Origin of the sequence: Leifsonia shinshuensis, assembly GCF_014217625.1 — a bacterium.
Taxonomy (GTDB): domain Bacteria; phylum Actinomycetota; class Actinomycetes; order Actinomycetales; family Microbacteriaceae; genus Leifsonia; species Leifsonia shinshuensis_A.
Genome location: NZ_CP043641.1, coordinates 964316 through 986406 on the forward strand (window position 1 = coordinate 964316; position 22091 = coordinate 986406).

At 70.7% G+C, this 22091-nt stretch carries 24 protein-coding genes; 6 read left to right on the forward strand and 18 right to left on the reverse strand.

Features of this window, described 5'->3' with window-relative positions:
* Positions 1–21: 21 nt before the first annotated feature.
* The 4 genes from F1C12_RS04645 to F1C12_RS04660 form a co-directional block, all read right to left on the reverse strand.
* Positions 22–684, reverse strand: coding sequence for a ribonuclease HII (locus F1C12_RS04645; RefSeq protein WP_185278783.1), 663 nt, complete (start codon positions 682–684; stop codon positions 22–24).
* A complete protein-coding gene (gene lepB / locus F1C12_RS04650) occupies positions 684–1427 on the reverse strand; it encodes a signal peptidase I (RefSeq protein ID WP_185277649.1) in 744 nt (247 codons plus the stop codon). Before lepB ends, F1C12_RS04645 begins: the two co-directional genes overlap by 1 nt.
* 82 nt (positions 1428–1509) lie before the next feature.
* Positions 1510–1857 carry a 50S ribosomal protein L19 gene (rplS, locus tag F1C12_RS04655; RefSeq protein WP_179606412.1) on the reverse strand — a complete coding sequence of 116 codons (348 nt, stop codon included), beginning with the start codon at positions 1855–1857 and terminating at the stop codon, positions 1510–1512.
* Positions 1858–2072: 215 nt separating this feature from the next.
* Positions 2073–2567 (reverse strand): hypothetical protein, encoded by a 495-nt coding sequence (locus F1C12_RS04660; RefSeq protein ID WP_185277650.1) that lies wholly within the window; start codon positions 2565–2567, stop codon positions 2073–2075.
* Between the two features lie 116 nt (positions 2568–2683).
* Here F1C12_RS04660 and map point away from each other — a divergent pair, with 116 nt between their 5' ends.
* Positions 2684–3448, forward strand: a complete 765-nt coding sequence (map, locus tag F1C12_RS04665) for a type I methionyl aminopeptidase (protein ID WP_185277651.1) — start codon at positions 2684–2686, stop codon at positions 3446–3448.
* A 3-nt stretch (positions 3449–3451) separates the two neighbouring features.
* On the opposite strand, the gene trmD is transcribed toward map, so the two are convergent.
* Complete coding sequence (gene trmD, locus F1C12_RS04670) at positions 3452–4135, reverse strand: tRNA (guanosine(37)-N1)-methyltransferase TrmD (RefSeq protein WP_185277652.1); 684 nt, start codon at positions 4133–4135, stop codon at positions 3452–3454.
* Positions 4136–4145: 10 nt separating this feature from the next.
* Positions 4146–5378, reverse strand: coding sequence for an MFS transporter (locus tag F1C12_RS04675; RefSeq protein WP_185277653.1), 1233 nt, complete (start codon positions 5376–5378; stop codon positions 4146–4148).
* 50 nt (positions 5379–5428) lie between these two features.
* Here F1C12_RS04675 and F1C12_RS04680 point away from each other — a divergent pair, with 50 nt between their 5' ends.
* Positions 5429–6091 (forward strand): GntR family transcriptional regulator, encoded by a 663-nt coding sequence (locus tag F1C12_RS04680; protein WP_185277654.1) that lies wholly within the window; start codon positions 5429–5431, stop codon positions 6089–6091.
* Here the strand turns inward: F1C12_RS04680 and F1C12_RS04685 are convergent.
* From F1C12_RS04685 to rpsP, 4 genes are read right to left on the reverse strand one after another with little or no spacing between them, the layout of a single operon-like run.
* On the reverse strand, positions 6088–6483 hold the full coding sequence (locus F1C12_RS04685; protein ID WP_185277655.1) for a type II toxin-antitoxin system VapC family toxin: 396 nt from the start codon (positions 6481–6483) through the stop codon (positions 6088–6090). The two genes, F1C12_RS04680 and F1C12_RS04685, sit on opposite strands and share 4 nt — an antisense overlap.
* A 1-nt stretch (position 6484) precedes the next feature.
* Positions 6485–7159 (reverse strand): ribosome maturation factor RimM, encoded by a 675-nt coding sequence (gene rimM, locus F1C12_RS04690; RefSeq protein WP_258046115.1) that lies wholly within the window; start codon positions 7157–7159, stop codon positions 6485–6487.
* A 1-nt stretch (position 7160) separates the two neighbouring features.
* Positions 7161–7391, reverse strand: a complete 231-nt coding sequence (locus F1C12_RS04695) for an RNA-binding protein (RefSeq protein WP_179606430.1) — start codon at positions 7389–7391, stop codon at positions 7161–7163.
* 4 nt (positions 7392–7395) lie between these two features.
* Positions 7396–7869 (reverse strand): 30S ribosomal protein S16, encoded by a 474-nt coding sequence (gene rpsP, locus F1C12_RS04700; RefSeq protein ID WP_185277656.1) that lies wholly within the window; start codon positions 7867–7869, stop codon positions 7396–7398.
* Between the two features lie 206 nt (positions 7870–8075).
* Here rpsP and F1C12_RS04705 point away from each other — a divergent pair, with 206 nt between their 5' ends.
* The 3 genes from F1C12_RS04705 to F1C12_RS04715 all read left to right on the forward strand — a co-directional run bounded on the left by F1C12_RS04705 (position 8076) and on the right by F1C12_RS04715 (position 10730).
* Positions 8076–9248 (forward strand): glutamate--cysteine ligase, encoded by a 1173-nt coding sequence (locus F1C12_RS04705; protein WP_185277657.1) that lies wholly within the window; start codon positions 8076–8078, stop codon positions 9246–9248.
* 44 nt (positions 9249–9292) lie between these two features.
* On the forward strand, positions 9293–9967 hold the full coding sequence (locus F1C12_RS04710) for an SGNH/GDSL hydrolase family protein (protein ID WP_185277658.1): 675 nt from the start codon (positions 9293–9295) through the stop codon (positions 9965–9967).
* Positions 9968–10037: 70 nt separating this feature from the next.
* Positions 10038–10730, forward strand: coding sequence for an SGNH/GDSL hydrolase family protein (locus F1C12_RS04715; protein ID WP_258046116.1), 693 nt, complete (start codon positions 10038–10040; stop codon positions 10728–10730).
* 49 nt (positions 10731–10779) lie between these two features.
* Here F1C12_RS04715 and ffh read toward each other — a convergent pair whose 3' ends face one another.
* Genes ffh through ftsY form a run of 3 tightly spaced genes read right to left on the reverse strand, consistent with a single transcriptional unit; the run spans position 10780 to position 13781 of the window.
* On the reverse strand, positions 10780–12348 hold the full coding sequence (gene ffh, locus F1C12_RS04720; RefSeq protein ID WP_185277659.1) for a signal recognition particle protein: 1569 nt from the start codon (positions 12346–12348) through the stop codon (positions 10780–10782).
* A gap of 43 nt (positions 12349–12391) precedes the next feature.
* Positions 12392–12892, reverse strand: a complete 501-nt coding sequence (locus F1C12_RS04725) for a DUF2004 domain-containing protein (RefSeq protein WP_185277660.1) — start codon at positions 12890–12892, stop codon at positions 12392–12394.
* Positions 12893–12905: 13 nt separating this feature from the next.
* A complete protein-coding gene (gene ftsY / locus F1C12_RS04730) occupies positions 12906–13781 on the reverse strand; it encodes a signal recognition particle-docking protein FtsY (RefSeq protein ID WP_185277661.1) in 876 nt (291 codons plus the stop codon).
* A gap of 29 nt (positions 13782–13810) precedes the next feature.
* Between ftsY and F1C12_RS04735 the strand changes: the two genes are divergently transcribed.
* Positions 13811–14596: a CHAD domain-containing protein gene (locus F1C12_RS04735; protein ID WP_185277662.1), complete on the forward strand. Its 786-nt coding sequence runs from the start codon at positions 13811–13813 to the stop codon at positions 14594–14596.
* Here F1C12_RS04735 and smc read toward each other — a convergent pair.
* The 5 genes from smc to F1C12_RS04760 all read right to left on the reverse strand — a co-directional run bounded on the left by smc (position 14593) and on the right by F1C12_RS04760 (position 22070).
* Complete coding sequence (gene smc, locus F1C12_RS04740) at positions 14593–18159, reverse strand: chromosome segregation protein SMC (protein WP_185277663.1); 3567 nt, start codon at positions 18157–18159, stop codon at positions 14593–14595. The two genes, F1C12_RS04735 and smc, sit on opposite strands and share 4 nt — an antisense overlap.
* A 120-nt stretch (positions 18160–18279) precedes the next feature.
* Complete coding sequence (locus F1C12_RS04745) at positions 18280–18993, reverse strand: ABC transporter ATP-binding protein (RefSeq protein ID WP_185277664.1); 714 nt, start codon at positions 18991–18993, stop codon at positions 18280–18282.
* Positions 18980–19906 (reverse strand): ABC transporter ATP-binding protein, encoded by a 927-nt coding sequence (locus F1C12_RS04750; RefSeq protein ID WP_185277665.1) that lies wholly within the window; start codon positions 19904–19906, stop codon positions 18980–18982. Before F1C12_RS04750 ends, F1C12_RS04745 begins: the two co-directional genes overlap by 14 nt.
* Positions 19903–21063: a branched-chain amino acid ABC transporter permease gene (locus F1C12_RS04755; protein ID WP_258046117.1), complete on the reverse strand. Its 1161-nt coding sequence runs from the start codon at positions 21061–21063 to the stop codon at positions 19903–19905. Before F1C12_RS04755 ends, F1C12_RS04750 begins: the two co-directional genes overlap by 4 nt.
* A complete protein-coding gene (locus tag F1C12_RS04760) occupies positions 21060–22070 on the reverse strand; it encodes a branched-chain amino acid ABC transporter permease (protein ID WP_185277666.1) in 1011 nt (336 codons plus the stop codon). Before F1C12_RS04760 ends, F1C12_RS04755 begins: the two co-directional genes overlap by 4 nt.
* Positions 22071–22091 lie beyond the last annotated feature (21 nt).

Below are 22091 nucleotides of genomic sequence, written 5' to 3' on the forward strand. Positions count from 1 at the left end.
GACAAGTCTAGCCGCGCGCGCCTAGCTCGGCATATCGAGCGTCGCGAGGTCCTTCAGCCAGGTCAGCCGGTGCAGCGCGCTCGGGCCGAGCTCGGCGATCGCGGCGAAGTGCTCCGGGGTCGAATAGCCCTTGTTGCTCACCCAGCCGTAGCCGGGATAGTCCACGTCGTGGCCGATCATCAGCCGGTCGCGGTGGACCTTCGCGATGACGGAGGCCGCCGCCACCGACGCGCAGTCGCGGTCGGCCTTGATCCGGGTGACCACCCGTGCCGGACGCATCAGCGCCGGACTGAGGTAGTCGTAGTTGCCGTCGAGGATCATCGTGCTCTCGCGCACCTGCGCGCCCTGATCCTCCAGCATCGCGACCGCGCGGGCCCCGGCGAGACCGAGGCAGCGCATGATGCCGAGCGAGTCCACCTCGGCGGCTGAGGCCATCCCGACGGCGTGGAACAGGGACCAGCGCCGGCAGGCGGGTTCGAGCGCCTCGCGCACCGGCTCCGGCAGCAGCTTGGAGTCGCGCAGCCCAGGCGGGATGCGCTTGACCGCGGTGTCGATGACCACCATGCCGACGGCCACCGGGCCGGCGAGGGCCCCGCGGCCGACCTCGTCGACGGCCACGATCGAGGTGACGCCGTCGCGGTAGAGCGCCTTCTCGAAGCGCAGCGACGGCGAGACCGGGGTCATCATTCCTTCTTCTCCTCCACGCCTCGGAAGACTTCAGGATAGTCGTCCAACCACGTCCATCTGCTGACCGGCCAGCTGATCACGGCCGCCCGCCCGACGACATGGTCGAGCGGCACGAAGCCGTGTCCGGGCAGCGCCTGGTTGCGCGAGGAGTCCTGGGAGTCGTAGCGGTTGTCCCCCATCACCCAGATGTGGCCCTTCGGCACGGTGACGTCGAAGGCGAGGGTGGCCGCGTTGGTCTGGCCGGCCGGGATCTCGATGTACGGCTCGCGGATGGCGACGCCGTTGACGGTGATCCGCCCGGCCGCGTCGCAGCAGACCACGTGGTCCCCGGGAAGGCCGATGAGCCGCTTCACGAGGTGGTCGTCGCTGTCGGAGGCCGACAGGCCGACGAAGGTGAGGGCGGTGTCCGCCGCCTGGGCCAGCGGGTTGCGGGGCGCCGGCGGCGTCTTGGGGAGCCAGCCTCCCGGGTCCCGGAACACCACGACGTCACCGCGGCTGAGCGGGAACAGCGACGGCTGCAGCTCGTTCACGAGGATCTTGTCGTTGATCTGGAGGGTGTTCTCCATCGACCCGGAAGGGATGTAGAAGGACCGCACCACGAACGTCTTCACCAGGAAGGCCACGAGCAGCGCGATCACCACGACGATCAGCACATCCCGCAGGAACAGCAGGCCGCTGCGCCTGCCACGCTCTCGCCGCGCCACGCGCTCGGGTCGCGTGGGCAGTGTCTCGTCCGTCATCCACCCTGCCTGGCTCGTTAACCGCCTGAGCTCCCGGTCCAGTGTAGGACCGGGAGCTCAGGATGAGTCGCGCGCGAAACGCTCAGTTCTCGCGCTTCTCCTTGATCTTCGCCTTCTTGCCGCGCAGCTCGCGGAGGTAGTACAGCTTGGCGCGACGGACGTCACCGCGGGTGACGACCTCGATGTGGTCGATGACCGGCGAGTGCACCGGGAAGGTGCGCTCGACGCCGACCTGGAAGCTGACCTTGCGGACCGTGAAGGTCTCGCGGACGCCTTCGCCCGAGCGGCCGATCACGACGCCCTGGAAGACCTGGATACGAGAGCGGCTGCCCTCGATGATGTTGACGTGCACCTTGACGGTGTCGCCGGCACGGAACGCGGGGATGTCCGACTTGAGGGACGCGGCGTCCACCTGATCGAGGATGTGCATTGCTGTTCGCTCTCTGTACCCGCCGGCAGGTCGGGGACGGATTCGGGGCCGCTGCCGGATGCGCACTGCGCGCGGGCGGACGGCCGGGATTCGATTGGGTGTGCACGCTCGAATTGCTGGCTCCCCTGCGGCAGAGCCTGGCGGCGGCACGAACAACTATTCTGCCACGCGCGAGGCCCTATTGCCAAAGCGCGGCGCCGGACGGGTGGGAAGCCTCAGTCTTCGCGGTGCTCTTCGATGATGATGACGTCCGCGTCGTCCACCACCGGGCTGGACGGCCGCGGCACCTGCTGCGGCTGCGCGGCCTGCTGGTACGCGGCGAAGGTGACCGACATCCGCTCACGCGTCTCGGTCACGAGCTCCCAGAGCCCGACCCAGAACATCGCCAGGAAGAACAACACGCCGAGCACGGCGAGCCAGCCGGTGGCGCCGGGCGGGAAGAAGCCGAACGCGACGATGGAGGCGCTCCAGCCGGCGAGCAGGCCGGTGTCGTACCAGGAGACAGCCCGGGTCTCCCTGACGCTCCTGCGGGCCATGACGATGCCGCCGATCGCGAGCAGCGCGACGAAGAGGATCGGGCACAGCACGAGCAGCCCGAGGAACGTCCAGCCGCTGCCCTGGTGGAATGCGGCCCAGCCGATCAGCAGCCAGACGGGCAGCACCACGGCGGACGGGAAGAGCCACCAGTAGAACGCCTTGCGGATGAACACGCGACCAGCGTAACGTCGCGCGGCTGTGCGGTGGCTAGGGGTTCGCCCACGGCGGACTGAACGCGACGGGCGCATGGAAGACTGGACGCAGCCCCACCACAGAAAGAGGACACCCCGTGATCGAGCTGAGGACCCCCGCCGAGATCGAGCAGATGCGGCCGGCCGGCCGGTTCGTCGCCGAGGTCCTCGCCGAGACCGCCGCCGCCGCGAAGGTGGGCGTGAATCTCCTGGAGCTGGACCGGATCGCGCACGACCTGATCCGCCGCCGCGGGGCGGAGTCCTGCTACATCGACTACCACCCGTCGTTCGGGGCGAGCCCGTTCGGCAAGGTGATCTGCACCTCCGTCAACGACGCCGTCCTGCACGGCCTCCCCCACGACTACCGGCTGCGCGACAGCGACCTGCTCAGCCTCGACTTCGCCGCGAGCGTCGACGGCTGGGTGGCCGACTCGGCGGTCAGCCTCGTGGTCGGCACGGCGCGCGACGAGGACGTCCGGCTCATCGACACGACCCGTCGGGCGCTGACCGCGGGGATCGCCGCAGCCCAGCCGGGAGGCCGCGTCGGCGACATCTCCGCGGCGATCGCCGCCGTGGCGCACGCCGAGGGCTACTCGGTGAACACGCAGTTCGGCGGCCACGGGGTCGGGCGGACGATGCACGGCGACCCGCACATCCCGAACGACGGCCGCGCCGGACGCGGTTTCCCGCTGCGGCCGGGGCTCGTCGTCGCGATCGAGCCGTGGTTCCTGGAGACCACCGACCGGATCTTCACCGACCCGGACGGCTGGACGCTGCGGTCGGCCGACGGCTCGCGCGGCGCGCATTCCGAGCACACCGTCGCCATCACGGAGGACGGCCCCCTCGTCCTCAGCGCGCCGTAGCGGTTACGGCAGCAGGTCGGGCCGCACCCGCGCAGTGCGGGCGAGGGACTGCTCCCGGCGCCAGTTCTCGATCGCGCCGTGGTTGCCGGAGAGCAGGATCGGCGGCACGTCGTGGCCGCGCCACTCGGCCGGCTTCGTGTACGACGGGTACTCCAGGAGGCCGTCCTCGTGCGACTCCTGGACCAGGCTCTCCGGGTTGCCGACGACGCCGGGGATCAGCCGGCCGATCGCCTCGATCATCGCCATCGTGGCGACCTCGCCGCCGTTGAGCACGTAGTCGCCGATGCTCACCAGCCGCACGCGGGCGCGGGAGGCGTACTCGTCGAACACGCGCTGGTCGATGCCCTCGTAGCGGCCGCAGCCGAACACCAGGTGCGACTCGGTCGCGAGCTCGCGGGCCATCGCCTGGGTGAACACCTCGCCGGCGGGCGACGGGAACAGCAGTACCGGGTCGTCCGAGCCGTCCACCACCGCGTCCAGCGCCTCCCCCCACGGCTCCGGCTTCATCACCATCCCGGCGCCGCCGCCGTAGGGGGTGTCGTCCACCGTGCGGTGCCGGTCATGGGTGTGGTCGCGGAGGTCGTGGACGCCGAGCTGGATGATGCCCGCCTGCCGCGCCTTGCCGAGCAGGGAGATGTCGAGCACATCGAAGAAGGTCGGGAAGATCGTGACGATGTCGATGCGCATAGGGGGAATTCTATTCGGGGACGACGGCGAGCTCCCGGTCGCGCGGCACCAGCGGCGTCGCCACGGCCGGGCAGATCGCCACGGCCGCGAACGCGAGCGGGAAGCCGACCCAGCCGATGAGCGCGCCGACGGCCGGCCCGACGACCGACGCGGCCAGGAACTGACCGGTGTTCTGCGCGCCGAGCGCCCGGCCCGACCAGAACGGTCCGGCGATCTCGGCGACCGACGTGTAGGCGAGGCCGTTGTCGGCGACGGTCACGATCGCGGCGACGATGAGGATCACGGCCGCGGCGACCGAGCCCAGCGCGGACGCCGCGCCCATCAGCAGCATGACGACGACCGCGGCCAGCGACACCCAGCGCAGCGGCACCAGGTGGCTGCCGACGCGGTCGCTCAGCACGCCGACGCCGATCCGGCCGATCGCTCCGGCGAACTGGCTGACCGCGATCACGACTCCCGCGGCGAGCGACGTGAAATGCAGCTCCGTGACCAGCCAGACCAGCCCGAACGTGGACACGGTGAACTGCGGCACCACCAGCAGCATCGACACGGCGTGGATGCGCCAGAGCAGGGAGGTCTCCCGGTACGGGCGCCAGGTCGCCTGCGGGTGGGTGTCCTCCCCGTCGGCGGAGCGGCGCGGCGGACGCGGCGGGTCGACGATCCCGACGGCGCACAGCACGGCCGAGACGCCGCAGAGCACCGCGGGCACGGCCAGGGCCGCGGAGATTCCTCCGGAGGCCGCCAGCAGCGGGACGCTGATCGCGGCGATCGCGACGCCGAGCGGCTGGCACATCTGCCGGATGCCCATGGCGAGGCCGCGCCGTTCCTTGGCGAACCAGCCGATCACCACCCGGCCGCTCGCGGCGTTGGGGCTCGCGGCGGCCATCCCGCCGACCAGGAACAGCGCGCCGAGCGCGACGTACGACGAGACGAACATGGCGCCGATCGCGGCGGCCGCCGTGAGCGCCAGTCCGGAGGCGATGACCCAGCGCTCGCCGATCCGGTCGCTCAGGGCTCCCCAGGCGATCAGCGCGAGCACCAGCCCGAGCGTCGGCGCGGAGGCGAGCAGGCCGGCCTGGGCGAGGCTCAGGCCGCGCTCGGTGTGCAGCAGCGGGATGAGGAAGGCCGGGGTCGAGACGAAGACGGTCGAGCTGGCCTGGCCGACGACGCCCAGCGCGAGCATGAGCCACGGCCGCGGTGTTCTCGTCGCCTGCTCGGTGTCCGCTCGTGTTTCTCGGCTCATGCGGTATACCCTAGCGGTATACCGACTTGGTATACCAACGAAGGAGCCTGATGCCCGAGCAGCCCCACGTGTACGAGCGCCTGCGCTCCGCGATCCTCGACCTGGACCGCGTGCCGGGCTCCCGCATCACCGAGCGCGGGCTCGAAGCCGAGCTCGGCGCGTCGCGCACGCCGCTGCGTACGGCCCTGATGCGCTTGGAGGCGGAGGGGCTGGTGAGGCGCGACGGCCGGGGCTGGGAGGTCTCCCCCATCGACCTGGGCGAGATCGCGCGGCTCAGCGAGCTCCGTGACGCCCTCGAGACCGCCGCCGCCCGGCTCAGCGCAGCACGTGCCACGGACGACGACCTGCGTGCGCTGCGCGACGACCTCGGCGCCTACGACCCTGACCGGCGGGACGAGGACGCCGTCGGCGCCGGCGCGAGCTTCCACGTGCGGCTCGCAGCGCTCAGCGGCAACCACTTCTTCGCCGACTCGGTCTCCTCGGCGATGACCCGGCTGGCCCGCACCCGCTGGCTGGAGGTCCGCACGGCCGACGCGCGGCGGACGGCCTGGGAGGAGCACCGCGCGATCGTCGACCAGCTCGCGGCGCGGGACGCGAACGCGGCGGCGGACAGCATCCACCGGCACATCGTGGGGACGCACGAGCGACTGCTCGCGGCGCTGGACGCGGACGCGCGGCACCTGCGGGCGCGCGGACTCGCGATCGTGCGCTAGGAGCGCAGCAGGTCGGCGCCGGTGCGCAGCGGGACGGACGCGCCGACGTAGACGTCCGGCATGTCGGTGACGAGCGCGTCGCCGTGCAGGACGGTGAGCGCGACGTACTCGGCCGCGAACGTGTCGGGCAGGCCGAGCTCCGTGGCGAGACGCCAGGCGGTCTTCCGCAGCACGCGGTCGCCGAGCAGCCGGATCGGCAGCCGGTCGACGGCGGCGATCAGCGTGCGGGCGGCGAGGTCGTCCCGCTCGCCCGCCACGACGGAGCGGCGCAGCAGCGCGAGCACCTCGCAGCGCAGCAGTGTGGGAGCGAGCAGGGAGTCGCCGGTGGCCGGGACGTAACCGGCCTCCGCCAGCTCGATGGCGGCGGAGGCGTCGATCACGTAATGGGCCACGTCAGTCCTCGGGGTTCTCCGGTTCGGTGGCTTCGGCCTCCGGCTCGGCCGTGTCGCCCGCTGGCTCGTCGGCGGTCTCAGCGCCCTCGGCCTCGTCGTCGTCCGGAAGCTCCTCGAAGAGCCCGGCCGGCGGCGTCAGCGTCACGGTGCCCGCGGCGATGTCCACCTCGGGGACGATCGCCTTCACGAACGGCACCAGGACCTCGCCGTCCGCCGTGCGGACGACCAGCAGATCCTGCGCGGGCAGGTGGTCGACCCGGGCCACGGTGCCGACCTCCACGCCGTCGCGGCGGGCGCTCAGCCCGACCAGCTGGTGGTCGTACCAGGCGTCCTCCTCGGCGGGGAGCTGCTTGGCGTCCTGGCTCACCCAGAGGATGGCCTTCACCAGCGTCTCCGCCTCGGTCCGGTCGTCCACGCCGGCGAAGAAGCCGACCGGGTGACCGTTATACCAGCGCAGCTCCGTGAGCTCGATGGTCCTGCCGTGCCACTTGGAGGCCGTGGGCACCTGCAGCGTGAAGACGGCGCCAGGCACGAAGCGACGCTCGGGCTCGTCCGTGAACAGCTCGAGCTTGAGAGCGCCCTTCAGTCCGTGCGCCTTGGTCAGCCGGCCGACGCGCAGCTCGGTCTGACCCGGTCGCGGAGCGACCTCCTTGCGGGGCAGCTTGTGGTCCGCCACCTCAGTCGTCGACGACGTCGACGCGGACGCGGCGGCCGTCGGCCAGTGCGGCCACGATGGTGCGGAGGGCCTTGGCGGTCCGGCCGGAACGGCCGATGACCCGCCCGAGGTCCTCGGGGTTCACTCGAACCTCGAGGACCTCGCCACGCGGCGAACCCTTGGCCACGACGTGCACGTCGTCCGGGTGGTCGACGATGCCCTTGACCAGGTGCGTGAGAGCGGGAGCGAGCAAGGTGTTACGCCTTCTCGCCGTCAGCGGCTTCGGTGATCTCTTCAGCCTCGGCGACGACCTCGGCCTCAGCGGCCTCCTCGGCTTCGACCTCGGCCTCGACGACGGCCTCCGCCTTCGCGACGGTCTCGTCCTTCTTCGGCTTCAGGACCGGCTTCTTCTTCTCGTCGGCGACGAAGGACTCCTTGGCCTCGGCCGTCTTCACGGTCGAGACGGCGTCCTTGTCGCCCTTGAACTTGCCCCAGTCACCGGTGAGCTTGAGGAGCACCAGCACCTGCTCGGACGGCTGAGCGCCGACGCCGAGCCAGTACTGCGCACGCTCGGAGTCGACCTCGATGCGCGAGGGCTCCTCGGTCGGGTGGTACAGACCGATCTCCTCGATGACGCGGCCGTCGCGCTTGGTGCGCGAGTCGGCGACGACGATGCGGTAGTACGGAGCGCGGATCTTGCCCAGGCGCTTCAGACGGATTTTGACAGCCACAATTCTCCTGTGTTGACGTCCGGAACCCGCAGAGGTTCCGGTGGATTCGTTGTCGAACTGACTGCCGTGGGCGTGGGGGCACACGCGGCAGGAGGTCTATTGTTCGTCCGATGTGCCGGATAGAGGGTCGGGCACGTCGAACTCAACTAGATATTCTGTCAGAAAAGCGCGCCCAATGAACAATCGGACGGACGGGGTCACCCTCGATGCAGATCGAATTCGCAGAGTCGGAACGCTCCACGGTCGGGATCGAGTGGGAGCTGGCGCTCGTCGACGGCTCGACGGGCGACCTGGTGCAGCTCGCCGACGAGGTGCTGCGCGAGCTCGGCACGCCGGACGGGCGGGAGCATCCGCAGATCACGCACGAGCTGCTGATGAACACGATCGAGCTGGTCAGCCGGGTCCACCACACCGTGCCCGCGGCGATCGCCGACCTCCAGGAGCTGATAGCGCTGACCCGGGAGGTCATCGATCCGCTCGGCGTCGAGTTGATGTGCGCCGGCACGCATCCCTTCGCCCAGTGGTACGACCAGAAGATCACCCCGAACGAGCGCTACGACCGGCTGCTCGACCGCACGCAGTGGTGGGGCAGGCAGATGATGATCTGGGGCATCCATGTGCACGTCGGCATCGACGACCGCGACAAGGCCCTCCCGATCGTCAACGGGCTGCTCACCTACTACCCGCACCTTCAGGCGCTGAGCGCGTCGAGCCCGTTCTGGGCCGGAGCCCGCACCGGCTACGCGTCGAACAGGGCGCTGATGTTCCAGCAGCTGCCGACGGCCGGGCTGCCCTGGCAGTTCGGGACCTGGGCGAACTACGAGGAGTACGTGCAGGACCTCGTGACGACCGGCGTCGTGGAGGACCACAGCGAGGTCCGCTGGGACATCCGGCCGTCGCCGCGCTGGGGCACTGTCGAGATGCGCGCGTGCGACGGGCTCTCGACCGCGGACGAGGTGGGCGCGGTCGGCGCGCTCATCCACTGCCTCACCGACCGGATGTCCGGCGACCTGGACGACGGCGTCGAGCCGGTCACGCTCCAGCCGTGGTTCGTGCGTGAGAACAAGTGGCGTGCGGCCAGGTACGGGCTGGACGCCGAGATCATCGTGGCGCCGGACGGCACCGAGCGCCTGGTGCGCGATCAGCTCCTCCAGCTCGTGGACGAGCTCGGCGGCACGGCCGAGCGGCTGGGCTGCTCCGCCGAGCTCGCGACGGTCGCCGACGTGCTCGGGACCGGCGCCAGCTACCAGCGCCAGCTCGCCGTCGCGGAGGCCAACGGCGGCAGCCTGCAGGCCGTCGTGAGCTCGCTCACGCACGAGCTCCGCAGCGGACTGGACCGGACGCCGCGGGAGACCTCGGCCGGCACAGGAGGCTCATAATCGCGCATAGGGCATCCATAGACTCTTCGCCTAGGCTCGGAGACATGTTCCGCCATCGGCCTCTCGCAACCGTCGCAACGGCGCTGGCAGCGCTGCTGCTCGGGACGGTCGCCCTGAGCGGATGCGCCTCCGTCTCCTCCCAGCTCGCCGTCGGCGCGACGGTGCCGGCGGGGAAGCACCCGGTGGTCGCGATCGTCGGCGACTCCATCGAATCGGGCATGGGACTGGAGCCGTTCGAATCCTGGCCCGCCCTCGTCGCCGTCGACCGGCGCTGGGGCCTGCAGAACTTCAGCGAGCCGGGCGCCGGTTTCGTCGCGATCGGGGCGAGCAACTCCGACTTCAACGCCCAGATCGACCAGGCGATCGCCGCGAAGGCGAACGTCGTGCTGATCGGCGCGTCCGACAACGACCTCGGCCAGGACACCGCCTCCGTCTCCAAGGCGATGGCGGCGGCGGTGGAGCGCCTGAGCGACGCGCTGCCGAAAGCCCACCTGATCGGCTACAACGCGCTCACCGGAGAAGCCAGCGACAGCGACCTCGCTCCCCTGAACGACGCACTGAAGCAGGCCGTGACCGCGGCGGGCGGCAAGTGGATCGACCTCGGCCAGCCGTACCGCGGCCAGGTCGGTCTGGTGCAGGACGACGGCGAGCATCCCACGCTCGAAGGCCAGCAGGCGATCGCGTCGGTGGTGCTGTCCAAGCTCGACGGAATCGTCTGACGCTAAGACGCCGACACGCCCGGGCGGCGCACACAGCGATCTGTCAGTCTCGGCGGTCTACCCTCACTCCGTGCCCATCCGTTTCCGCCTGATCGCGTTCGCCGCGATCGCCCTCGCCGCGGCCGCTCTCGCCGGCTGCTCCTCCGCCGTCACCGCGCGCCCGGTCGCCGCAGACGGCACCGCTGTTGCGGCCCCCGCGGAGCACGCCAAACCGCAGGTCGTCGCCATCGGCGACTCGATCGCGTTCGGCAAGGGCGTCCGCCCGGATCAGGCCTGGCCGGCGCTCGTCGCGGCGCAGCACGGCTGGACGCTCACCGACCTCGCGGTCTCCGGCTCCGGGTTCGTCAAGCCCGGCTGGAACGGCGACACCTACCGTGAGCAGGTCGCCACCGCGCTCGGCCTGCACCCCGACTACATCCTGATCGCGGCCACCCGTAACGACCGCACGCAGGACCCGGCGCTCGTGGCCTCCTCGGCGGATGAACTGCTGGGCGAGTTGCGCGACACGTTCCCGCGGGCGCGCATCATCGGCATCACGACCGTCTGGGGCGCCGACGCGCCGCCGGCGACCGTCGCGACCGTCAACGGGATCGTCGAGAAGGCCGTGACCGGTGTCGGCGGAACCTTCCTCGACATCGGCTACCCGCTGGCCGATCACCCGGAGCTGGTGCAGGCGGACGGCATCCACCCGAACGCGGCCGGTGAGCGCGCGGTCGCGAAGGTCATCGAGGACCGGCTCGCGCCGCTCGGCGTGACCTCCTAGCGGTCGCCGGAACCGCGGCAGCAGCCGGGCCTCAGCGCACCATGAACTTCTAGCGCCCCATGAACTTCTGCAGGGCGGCCAGCTCCTCCTCGGTCGGGCCTCCGGCCTTCGCCTTGTTGCCCGAGCCGAGTCCGAAGCCGGTGCCCGCCGGCGCGCCCGTCGCCGGCTTGACGCCAGACGCCAGGGCCGCGTTCTCCGCGGCGCGCTTGGCCGGGTTGCCCGAGCGGGAGCCCTTCTTCTTCGGCTGCTGCTTGCCACGGCCCGCGTAGCCGGCGCCGGGGATCGGCCCCATGCCGGGGACCTGCGGCACGCCGCCCTTGGCGACGGTCTTCATCATCTTGGCGGCCTGCTCGAAGCGGTTGACGAGCTGGTTCACCTCGGTGACGGTCGTGCCGGAGCCCTTGGCGATGCGCAGTCGGCGGGAGCCGTTGAGCAGCTTCGGGGTGGTGCGCTCGGCCGTCGTCATGGACTGGATGATGGCCTCGGTGCGCACGATCTCGCGCTCGTCGAAGTTGTCCAGCTGCTGCTTCATCTGGCCGGCGCCGGGGAGCATGCCCATCATCTTCTTGATGGAGCCCATGTTGCGCAACTGCTGCATCTGCTTGAGGAAGTCGTCGAGCGTGAAGCTGTCGGTCGCGAACTTCTCGGCGACCTTGCGCGCCTCCTCCTCGTCGAAGGCCTCCTGGGCCTGCTCGATGAGGGTCAGGATGTCGCCGAGGTCGAGGATGCGCGACGCCATGCGGTCGGGGTGGAACGGCTCGAAGTCGTCCAGTCCCTCGCCGGTGGAGGCGAAGATGATCGGGCGGCCGGTGACCGAGGCGACCGAGAGGGCCGCGCCGCCGCGCGCGTCGCCGTCGAGCTTGGAGAGCACCACGCCGGTGAAGTCGACGCCGTCCTGGAACGCCTTGGCGGTGGCCACCGCGTCCTGACCGATCATGGCGTCGATCACGAACAGCACTTCGTCCGGATCGGTGGCCTTGCGGATGTCGGCGGCCTGCTTCATCAGCTCGGCGTCGACGCCGAGGCGTCCGGCGGTGTCGATGACGACCGTGTCGTACTGCTTGGTCTCGGCGAACTTCATGGCGTCCTTGGCGACCTTCACCGGGTTGCCGACGCCGTTGCCGGGCTCCGGCGCGTAGACAGGGACGCCGGCCTGCTCGCCGACGATCTGGAGCTGGGTGACGGCGTTGGGCCGCTGGAGGTCGGCGGCGACGAGGAGCGGCGTGTGGCCGTCCTTGACCAGCCACTTGCCGAGCTTGCCCGCGAGGGTGGTCTTGCCCGCACCCTGGAGGCCGGCGAGCATGATCACCGTCGGCGGGCGCTTGGCGAACTGGAGGCGGCGCTGCTGGCCGCCGAGGATGGCCACCAGCTCCTCGTTGACGATCTGGACGACCTGCTGCGCCGGGTTCAGCGCCTTGTTGACCTCGTCGGACAGGGCGCGCTCGCGCACCTTGCCGGTGAACTCCTTGACGACGTCGAGCGCCACGTCGGCGTCGAGCAGCGCGCGGCGGATCTCGCGCACGGTGCCGTCGACGTCGGACGGGGAGAGCTTGCCCTTGGTGCGCAGGTTCTTGAAGGTGTCTGTCAACCGGTCGGACAGCGAGCCGAAAGTAGCCATGATCGGACAAGTCTACCGGGCGAGACTGGCCGCCCGCCGAGCCTCAGCCCTGGGTGTCGACCGCGACCACGTCGCCGCGGACGTCGAACGACACGGTGAGGATCGCGTCGGTCTCGTCCGGGCTGATCGAGTAGTCGAAGGTCGCGAAGACCTCGTCCTCGCCGGCCTGGTCGGCCTGCACCGTCACGGTGAGCAGCTGCAGCGAGCGCAGGACGTCGATGGCGATGTCGCCGGAGTTGTAGACCAGCAGGTCGAGCAGCGACTCCCCCAGCTTGTCGACGTGCTCGTCGATGTAGCTCGTCGTGGCCGACTGCCGCGAGCTCAGCTCGGCGACCAGCGCGTCCCTCGCCCGGGCGTCGAAGCCCTCCAGCGCCTGGATGAGCGCGGCGGCCGCGTCGAGGGCGTACTCCCCCACGGCCCGCTCGTCGTCGGCGCGGAGCTCCACCTCCACCGCCTGGTCGGCCAGGTCGACCGTGTCGTTCCAGGCGAGGCCGCCCGAGGCGGTCTCGTCGATGACGCCGAAGTAGTCGTGCTCGATGGCCATGGCGACCCGCCTCCTATCCGACGAGCTGCTGCGCGAAGACGTGCGGGGTGAAGCCGGTGAGGTCGTTGATCCCCTCGCCCTGGCCGATGAGCTTGATCGGGAGGCCGGTGCGCTCCTGCACGGCGAGCACGAAGCCGCCCTTCGCCGAGCCGTCGAGCTTGGTGAGCACGAGCCCGGTCACGCCGGCGTGCTCCAGGAACGCCTCCGCCTGCGCCAGGCCGTTCTGGCCGGTGGTCGCGTCGAGCACAAGCAGCACCTCGGCGATCGGCGCCTGCTTCTCGACCACGCGCTTGATCTTGGACAGCTCGTCCATCAGGCCGCCCTTGGTCTGCAGGCGGCCCGCGGTGTCGATGATGACGATCTCGGTACCGTCGCGCTTGGCCTTCTCGACGGTCTGGAAGGCGACGGAGGCCGGGTCCTGGCCCTGCTGCTGCGGGCGGACGATCTCCGCTCCCGCGCGCTCCGCCCAGGTGGCGAGCTGCTCCACCGCGGCGGCGCGGAAGGTGTCGGCCGCGCCCACGACCACCGAGCGGTCGTAGGTGCGCAGGAACTTGGCGAACTTGCCGATGGTGGTGGTCTTGCCGACGCCGTTCACGCCGACCACGAGCACGATCGCGGGACGCTCGCTCAGCTTGAGCGTGGTGTCGAGCTTCGACAGCCGCTCCTCCATCGTCTCGCGCAGCATGCGCTGGAGGTCCCTCGGGTCGGTGGTGTGGTAGCGCTCGACCTTGGCGCGCAGGTCGTCGACGACCGCCTCGGTGACATCGGGGCCGAAGTCGGCGGTGATGAGCGCCGCCTCCAGATCGTCCCAGGTGGTGTCGTCGATGGTCTTCTTGGCGAACATCCCACGGAGGGCGCCCGACAAGGACCAGGGGGTGCGGTCTGCCATGCACTCAGACTAGTTGGTACGGTGTCGCCATGTTCTCCCTCGTGGCGGTGTCGGCCGAGCTCGCCGAGCAGCTCGTCGCGATCGAGACCGACGGGGAGGACGCGGTCCATCAGGCGCGCATCCGGGTGCGCCGGCTGCGGAGCATCCTGCGGGTCTACCGGGCCGCGTTCGAGTCGGATGCCGCACTCGACATGCGCACCCGGCTGAAGACCCTCGGCGACCGGCTGGGCACCGTGCGCGACCTGGAGGTGAAGGCGGCGACGCTGGAGGACCTGCTGGAGGCCGGGGACCCGCCGGAGCTGGTCGACGCGGTCACCGCCGAGGCGAGGGAGACCCGCGCCGAGCACGACGCGGCGCTGGCCTCGCTGCTGCGCTTCCTGCACGGCGCGACGGTGCGCGCCCTGCTGGCCGACCTGCAGATGTTCGCGGCGGAGCCGCCGCTGTCCCGGAAGGGGCGGGAGAATCCCGGCCGCGTCACGACGCGCGGCCTCCAGAAGGCCGTGGAGAGGGTGCACCGGGAGCGCGGCGACACCCTGGAGGAACGGCACGCCACCCGGAAGGCGGCGAGGAAGGTGCGGTACGCGGCCGACGCGGTCGCAGACGACCTCGGCAGGGAGGCCGTGCGGCTGTCGTCGGCGGCGAAGGCGGTGCAGGACGCCCTGGGCGACAACCGGGACGATCTCCTGCTGGCGCACGAGCTGCGCGAGCGCGGGCACATCGGCCTCGCCATGCGCTGCGAGCGTCGAGCGGCGGAGGCGCTGGACGGCCTCGACGGCAAGCTCGCGGCGATCGCGTTCGAGGGGGCGAACGCTTAGGCGGAGGCCTTCTCCTGCGCGACGCGCTGGCCGACGACGGCCGAGACGCCGTCCTGGCGCATCGAGACGCCGTAGAGGGCGTCGGCGATCTCCATCGTGCGCTTCTGGTGGGTGATCACGATGAGCTGGCTGTTCTCGCGCAGGTCCTCGAAGATCGTCAGCAGGCGGCCGAGGTTGGCGTCGTCGAGCGCGGCCTCCACCTCGTCCATGATGTAGAACGGGCTGGGGCGGGCCTTGAAGATCGCGATCAGCAGCGCCACGGCGGCCAGCGACCGCTCGCCGCCGGAGAGCAGCGACAGCCGTTCGATCTTCTTGCCCGCCGGCTTGACCGACACCTCGATGCCGGTGGTGAGCAGGTCGTCCGGGTTCGTCAGCGCGATGTGGCCGGAGCCGCCCGGGAACAGGATCGGGAACACGCGCTCGAAGGCGGCCTCGGTGTCCGCGAAGGCCGACTCGAAGATGGTCTGCATCTTCTCGTCGATCTCCTCGATGATCGTGACGAGGTCCTTGCGTGTATTCGTGAGGTCGGTGAGCTGCTCGGTGAGGAACTTGTGCCGCTGCTCCAGGGCGGCGAACTCCTCCAGGGCGAGCGGGTTCACCCGGCCGAGCTGGCCGAGCTTGCGCTCGGCGGTCGCGAGGCGCTTCTGCTGCTGTTCGCGGACGTAGGGGGTGCCGGGGCGCTCGTCGGCGTCCCCGCTCTCGTCCGGCGTGTCGGACGTCTCGTCCTCGTCGCGCGTGTCCGGCGGCACCGGCACGTCCGGCCCGTACTCCGCCACCAGCACGTCCTCCACGAGGCCGAGCTCGCTGCCCGCGCGCTCCAGCAGGCTCGACAGGTGCAGCTTCTTCTCGTAGATCTGCAGCTCCAGGCCGTGCACCGACTCCGTAATGCCGTGCAGCCGCTCGCGCAGCGCGGCCTCCTCGCGCCGCACGGTGGCGAGCTCCTCGTTCTGGCTCGCGCGCCGGGCCTCGGCGGCGGCGAGCTCCAGACGCGCCTGCGACACCGAACGGTCGGCGGAGGCCAGCACGGCCGGGAGGACATCCACGACGCCCTGCGCGGCCTCCAGCTGGCGGCGGCGGATGACGGCGCGGCGGGCGGCCTCCTCCGCGGCGGCGCGCTCGGCCTCCAGCTGCCGGGCGAGTGCTTCTCCCCTCGCCTGCTCGGCCCGCACGCGCTCCTTCGCGGTCTCGACGGCCAGGCGCGCCTCGACCTCGGACTCGCGGGCGGCGTCCAGCTCGGCGGAGAGGGCGTCGCGGGCCGAGACGTCGAGGATCGGCCGCGGCCGCGAGCGCGCGACCTCCAGCTCGGACTTCGCGGTCTCGGCCGCGGACTCGGCCTCGGCAACGCGCTCGGCGGCCTGCTCCAGCGCGCGGCTCAGTCGGTCGGACTCCGCGACGGAGGCCTCGAACTGCACCTTGACCCGGTTCAGGCCCTCGGTCTGCGCGGCGAGCTGGGCGTCGAACTCGCGCAGCGCCGTCAGGGCGGTCTGGGACTGCTCCTTGGCGACCTGGAGCACGCCGCGCTGCTCGGCGAGGGCGAACCGGGCGCGGTCGATGAGGGATGTCACCTCGCCGAGGCGGTCCTCCGCGGCGTCGCGGTCGGCGATCAGCTCGATGCGGCTCTGCTTCGCGCCGGAGCCGCCGCGGAGCACGAAGTCGGTCAGCACCTCGCCGGTGCGGGTGATCAGGGTGACGGGACCGCCGAGCTTGCGTGCGCGGAAGGCGTCGGCCGCCGCGCGAGCACTCTCCACGTCGTCCGCGATAGCGGTGAAGGCGAGCAGGCCGAGCACACCGCTCGGCGCTTCGACGACCGAGCGCGCTGCAACGACGCCGGCGACACCGGTCAGGTCGACCTCCGGCGCGGCGGCGTCGGCCACCACGACCTCCACCCGGCCGAGGTCGTCGGCGGCGGCGTGCGCGACCGCGTCGAACGCGGTGTCCCTGCTCTCGGCGAGCACGGCGTCGGCCAGCGTGCCGAGCGCGGCGGCGACGGCCGCCTCGTTGCCGGGGTGGACGCGGATGTGCTCGGCGACGAGCCCGCGGACTCCGGGGAGGCGGGCGGCCACGAGCGCGGCCGAGCCGTCCTTCTGGTCGAGGGCCAGCGACAGGGCGGAGGTGCGGGCTGCGAGGGCGTCGCGCTCGCGCTCCAGGGTGTGCAGGTCGTCGCGCAGCTTCTCGATGAGCCCTTCGGCCTCGAAGACATCGGCCTGAGCCAGCTCGTACGCCTCGTCGAGCGCGCCCTCGCCGAGGTCGGTGGTCGCCGCCTCGGCCTCCCGGGCGGCGAACTCGGCGCGAGCCTTCTCCAGCCGCTCGGCGGCGGCGTCCAGCGCGTTCTGCTGGCGCAGGACCTCGCCGCGCACGGCCGCGAGGCGCTGGGCGGCGGCCTCGGCCTGGCCGTTCAGCTTGCTGATCTCCAGGTCGTGCTTGGAGACGAGCGCACTCTGCGCGGCGATCTCGTCGTCCACCGAGTCCAGCCGGGCGCGCGCGGCGCGGGACGCGGACTGCGCTGCCTGCCACGCGGTCTCGGCCTCCACGACCGCGCCGCGCAGTCGCTCGACCTCGTCGGCGGCGTCCTGCACCATCTGGGGGCTGACCCGCGGCCCGTCGTCGGTCGTCTCCGCCTGGCTGCCGAGCAGCGCGAGCCGCTGGGTGGCGAGGGTGTAGAGGCCGCGGAGGCGGTCCTGGGCCTGCTCCAGCGCGAACGCGGTGCTGCGGGCGACGTCGACGGCGTCGCCGATCTGCGCTTGCTCCAGCCGGGTGCGGCGCAGCTGCTTCTGCTCCAGCTGCTCCTGGAGGACGATCTGCTCGCTGTGCCGCTCGGCCTCCGTGCGGGTGTGGTCGTCCAGCGACCGGCGCAGCCCGACGACGTCGTCGGCCAGCAGGCGGGCGCGGGCGTCGCGGACGATCGCGGCGATGGACTGCGCCTCGCGGGCGATCTCGGCCTGGTGGCCGAGCGGCTTCAACTGTCGGCGGACCTCCCCGGCGAGGTCGCTCAGCCGGGTCAGGTTGGTCTGCATGGCCTCCAGCTTGCGGAGGGTCTTCTCCTTGCGGCGGCGGTGCTTGAGGATGCCGGCGGCCTCCTCGATGAAGCCGCGGCGCTCCTCCGGGGTGGCGCGCAGCACGGCGTCGAGCTGGCCCTGGCCGACGATGACGTGCATCTCGCGGCCGAGGCCGGAGTCACTCAGCAGCTCCTGCACATCGAGCAGCCGGCAGGACTGGCCGTTGATCGCGTACTCGCTGCCGCCGTTGCGGAACAGGGTGCGCGAGATGGTGACCTCGGTGTAGTCGATCGGGAGGGCGCCGTCGGTGTTGTCGATCGTGAGCTGGACCTCGGCGCGGCCGAGCGGACCGCGGGTGGAGGTGCCGGCGAAGATGACGTCCTCCATCTTGCCGCCGCGAAGCGTCTTGGCGCCCTGCTCGCCCATCACCCAGGCGAGAGCGTCGACCACGTTCGACTTGCCGGAGCCGTTGGGCCCGACGACGCAGGTGACGCCCGGCTCGAAGGCGAAAGTCGTCGGCGTGGCGAACGACTTGAAGCCCTTGAGCGTCAGACTCTTCAGATACACGCAGGTGAATCTACCCGACCCCCGCGCTCTCCCCCGTCCCCCCTGCCGCCGAGGACGCGAAAAGTGCGCCGTTCCGGGCGGAGACGGCGCACTTTCCGTGCGTTCAGGGGCTGCCGGGCGTCAGCCGACGCCGAGGTAGGCCTCCTTGATGGCGGGATCGGCGAGCAGTTCGCGGCCGGTGCCCGAGCGCGTGATGCTCCCGGTCTCCAGCACGAACGCGCGGTTGGCGCGCGCGAGCGCCTGGTTGGCGTTCTGCTCCACCAGCAGGACGGTGGTGCCCTGCTTGTTGATCTCGGTGATGATCGAGAAGATCTGCCGGATGAACTGCGGGGCCAGCCCCATCGAGGGCTCGTCCAGCAGCAGCAGCCGCGGGTTCGACATCAGCGCGCGCCCGATCGCAAGCATCTGCTGCTCGCCTCCGGACATCGTGCCGCCGACCTGCGTCTTGCGTTCGGCCAGGCGCGGGAACAGCGAGAACACCCGCTCGAAGTCCGGACCCATGTTGGACCGGTCCTTGCGGCCGAACGCGCCCATGTCGAGGTTCTCCATCACCGTCATGCCCGGGAAGATCCCCCGGCCCTCCGGCGCCTGGGAGATGCCGCGGACGACGCGGATGTGCGCCTTCATCTTGGTGATGTCCTGGCCGTCGAACAGGATGGAGCCCTTCGACGGGTTCAAGATGCCCGAGATGGTCTTCATGGTGGTCGACTTGCCCGCGCCGTTCGCGCCGATCAGGCTGACGATCTCGCCCTCCTCGACGGAGAACGACATGTCGTGGATGGCCTCGATGCGCCCGTACGCGACGCTGATGTTCTTCAGTTCAAGCAACGTCATCTTCGGGCTCCCCGAGGTAGGCGGCGATCACGCGCGGGTCGTTCCGGATGGCGTCGGGCACGTCGTCGGCCAGCTTGCGGCCGAACTCCAGCACCACGATGCGGTCCGTCACGCCCATGACCAGCTTCATGTCGTGTTCGATGAGGAGGACGGTGTACCCGTCGGCGCGGATCGTCCGGATGAGGTCCATCAGGTCCTCCTTCTCCGCCGGGTTGAAGCCGGCGGCCGGCTCGTCCAGGCAGAGCACTTTGGGATCCGTCGCCAGCGCCCGCGCGATCTCCAGGCGGCGCTGCGACCCGTAGGGCAGCGACCGGGAGAGGTCGGCGGCGTGGTCCGCGATGCCCACGAACTCGAGCAGGGCCATGCCGCGCTCGATCGAGGACTTCTCCTCCCGCGTGTGCCGGGGCAGCCGCAGCAGCGCGCCGGGCACCGACGTGCGGTGCCGGGCGTCGAGGCCGACCACCACGTTCTCCAGCGCCGTCATCTCGCCGAACAGGCGGATGTTCTGGAAGGTGCGGGCGAGGCCCAGCCGGGTGATCCTGTGCTGCTTCTGGCCCTTGATCGACGTCCCCTCCAGCAGCACGTCGCCGCTGGTGGGCTTGTAGACGCCGGTCATCGCGTTGAAGCAGGTGGTCTTGCCCGCGCCGTTCGGCCCGATCAGGCCGAGGATCTCGCCGCGGCGGATGTCGAACGAGACGTCGTCGAGGGCCAGGAGGCCGCCGAACTTCACCGTGAGGTTGCGGACCTCCACGATGTTCTCGCCGACCTCGACCGCGATGTCCCGGTCGGGGGCCGCGGCCTCCGCGACGTCGAGGTCGACGCCCGCCGCCTCCAGCTCGTCCTCGTTGTGACCGAGGACCGGCTCCTCCTCCGGGAGCTCCTGGCTCTGTGGTGTGGTGGGTCCGTCGCTCATCGCGCGCCTCCCTTCGCCGCCTCGGCGACTCGTCGATACGCGTGCCGGCCGTAGGCCAGGAGCTTCTGCCGCGCCGGGAACAGGCCCTGCGAGCGGAAGATCATGATGAGCACGAGTGCGATTCCGAAGATCAGGTACTTGTAGTCCGCGATCGCGGTGAACCGCAGCGGGATGTACGCCACGATCGCGCCGCCGATCATCGCGCCGACCTTGTTGCCCGCGCCGCCGAGCACGACGGCCGCGAGGAACAGGATCGACGTCTGGACGTCGAACTTCTGGTTGTTGACGAAGCCGACCTGCCCGGCGAACAGCGCACCGGAGAGGCCGCCGACGCCGGCGCCGATCGCGAACGCCCACACCTTGTACTTGAAGGTGGGCACGCCCATGATCTCTGCGGCGTCCTCGTCCTCCCGGATGGCGATCCACGCGCGGCCCACGCGGCTGCGCTCCAGGTTGCCGACCAGCAGCAAGATCACGATGATGACCGTCACCGTCAGCCAGTACCAGGGCACGCCGTTCGAGTTGGAGAAGATCGGGATGCCCTTGGCGGTCTCCCCCGGCGGGTGCCCGACGTTCTGGAAGCCGACCTGGCCCTTCATGGCCGGGATGATCGTGGCGAGGATGCGCACGATCTCACCGAAGCCGAGCGTGACGATCGCCAGGTAGTCGCCGCGGAGCCGCAGCGTCGGCACACCCAGGATCACACCGAAGGTCATGGTGACCGCCATCGCGACCGGGATCGTCCAGAGGTACGGGATCTTGAGGAACGGCGAGTCCGGGCTGGTCAGCATCGCCGCGGTGTACGACCCGACGGCGAAGAACGCGACGTAGCCGAGGTCGAGGAGGCCGGCGTAGCCGACCACCACGTTCAGGCCGATCGCGATCAGGCCGTAGGTGGCCATCGCGAAGCACGCGAGCGGCCAGTCGTTGCCGGGCTCGGTCGTGAGCGGGAAGAAGTTCAGGTACGGCAGCGCGTACGCCAGGGCGACGACGATGAGCAGCCACGCCCACTGCACCGCCCGCGGGAGGCCGTTCCAGTAGTCGCGCAGCGGCTGCAGCGGGCCCTTCTTCCGGTTGGCGCGCGCCGCCTCGAGGGCATCGCCGGCCTGCTCCGAACGTCCGTCGGGCAGGACCTTGGGGCCTTCGGTGGTGCTCATGCGCGGCTCCTTCCGAGGGAGGTGCCGAGGATGCCGGTCGGCTTGACCAGCAGCACCAGCACGAGCACGACGAACGCGACGACGTCGGTCCACTGCGAGTCGCCCAGCAGGATCTGGCCGTAGTTGCCGATCACGCCGAGCAGGAGACCGCCGAGGAGGGCGCCGCGCACGTTGCCGATGCCGCCGAGGACGGCGGCGGCGAACGCCTTGACGCCGAGCACGAAGCCGCCGTTGTAGATCACGCCGGAGGGCACCAGCATCACGTAGAACAGCGCGGCGGCGCCCGCGAGGATGCCGCCCGTGATGAACGTGATCTGGATGATCTTCTCCTTGTTTACGCCCATCAGCGTCGCGGTGTCGGCGTCCTGCGCGACCGCTCGGATGCCGCGGCCGGTGCGGGTGCGGCGGATGAACATGTCCGTCGCGATCATCAGGATGACGGAGGCGATCACGATGATGAGCTGCTGGCTGTTCACGATCGTCCCGAAGACGTCGAAGATCGGCGTCGGGATGAACATCGTCACCGCCGGCTCCGCGTTCGCGCCCCGGATCAGGAAGATCAGGTACTGGATCGTGAACGAGGCGCCGATCGCCGTGATGAGGAACACGAGGCGTGGCGCGTTCCGTTTTCGCAGCGGCCGGTACGCGACGCGTTCGAGCACGTACGCGGTCGCCGCGGAGGCCGCCATGCCGACCAGCAGCGCGAGCAGCAGATCGCCGATGATCGCGACCGGGCTCAGGTTGGGGGCGCTCGGCCCGAAGCCGAGCGACGTGAGGGTGATCACGACGCCGTACGCGCCGACGATGAACACTTCGGAGTGGGCGAAGTTGATCAGATTGAGCACGCCGTAGACGAGCGTGTAGCCGACGGCGATCAGGCCGTAGATGGCGCCGAAGGTGAGGCCGTCGAAGGTGGCGCTCCAGAAGTTCTGGATGAGGGCGCCGACATCGAAGTTGATCCAGGAGTTGTCGAGGACGGGATGGACGAGGAGGAGGGTTTCGAGCATTCGAGCTTCCAGGTGTCAGTG